The following is a 280-nucleotide window of genomic DNA, read 5'->3' on the forward strand; positions in this document are numbered from 1 at the left end:
CCTCACCGTGCGCGGCACGGGCACCCTGATCCTGACGAGGGACAGCGACTTCACGCTGCCCAGGTCCCGGCAGGGGCAGAAGGTGAGCATCCCGGGCGGCAACCACCCGTACGTCACGGTGACGAACCCCGACGCACCGGCGGTGACGGTCGAGCGGGGAGCCACTCTCCAGTACGGCAACGGCGGAACGGCGGGCCTGATCGGCCACTTCCCCTACAACACCCCGGCGTTCCGCCTCAACCAGGACAACATCCGGGTGGACGGCACCCTGCGCCTGTCA

At 69.6% G+C, this 280-nt stretch carries 1 pseudogene; it reads left to right on the forward strand.

Annotated elements, in window-relative coordinates:
* Window positions 1–280 (forward strand): annotated as a pseudogene (locus STRTUCAR8_RS46825) (autotransporter); the annotation flags it as partial.

This window comes from Streptomyces turgidiscabies Car8 (genome assembly GCF_000331005.1).
Classification (GTDB): Bacteria; Actinomycetota; Actinomycetes; order Streptomycetales; family Streptomycetaceae; genus Streptomyces; species Streptomyces turgidiscabies.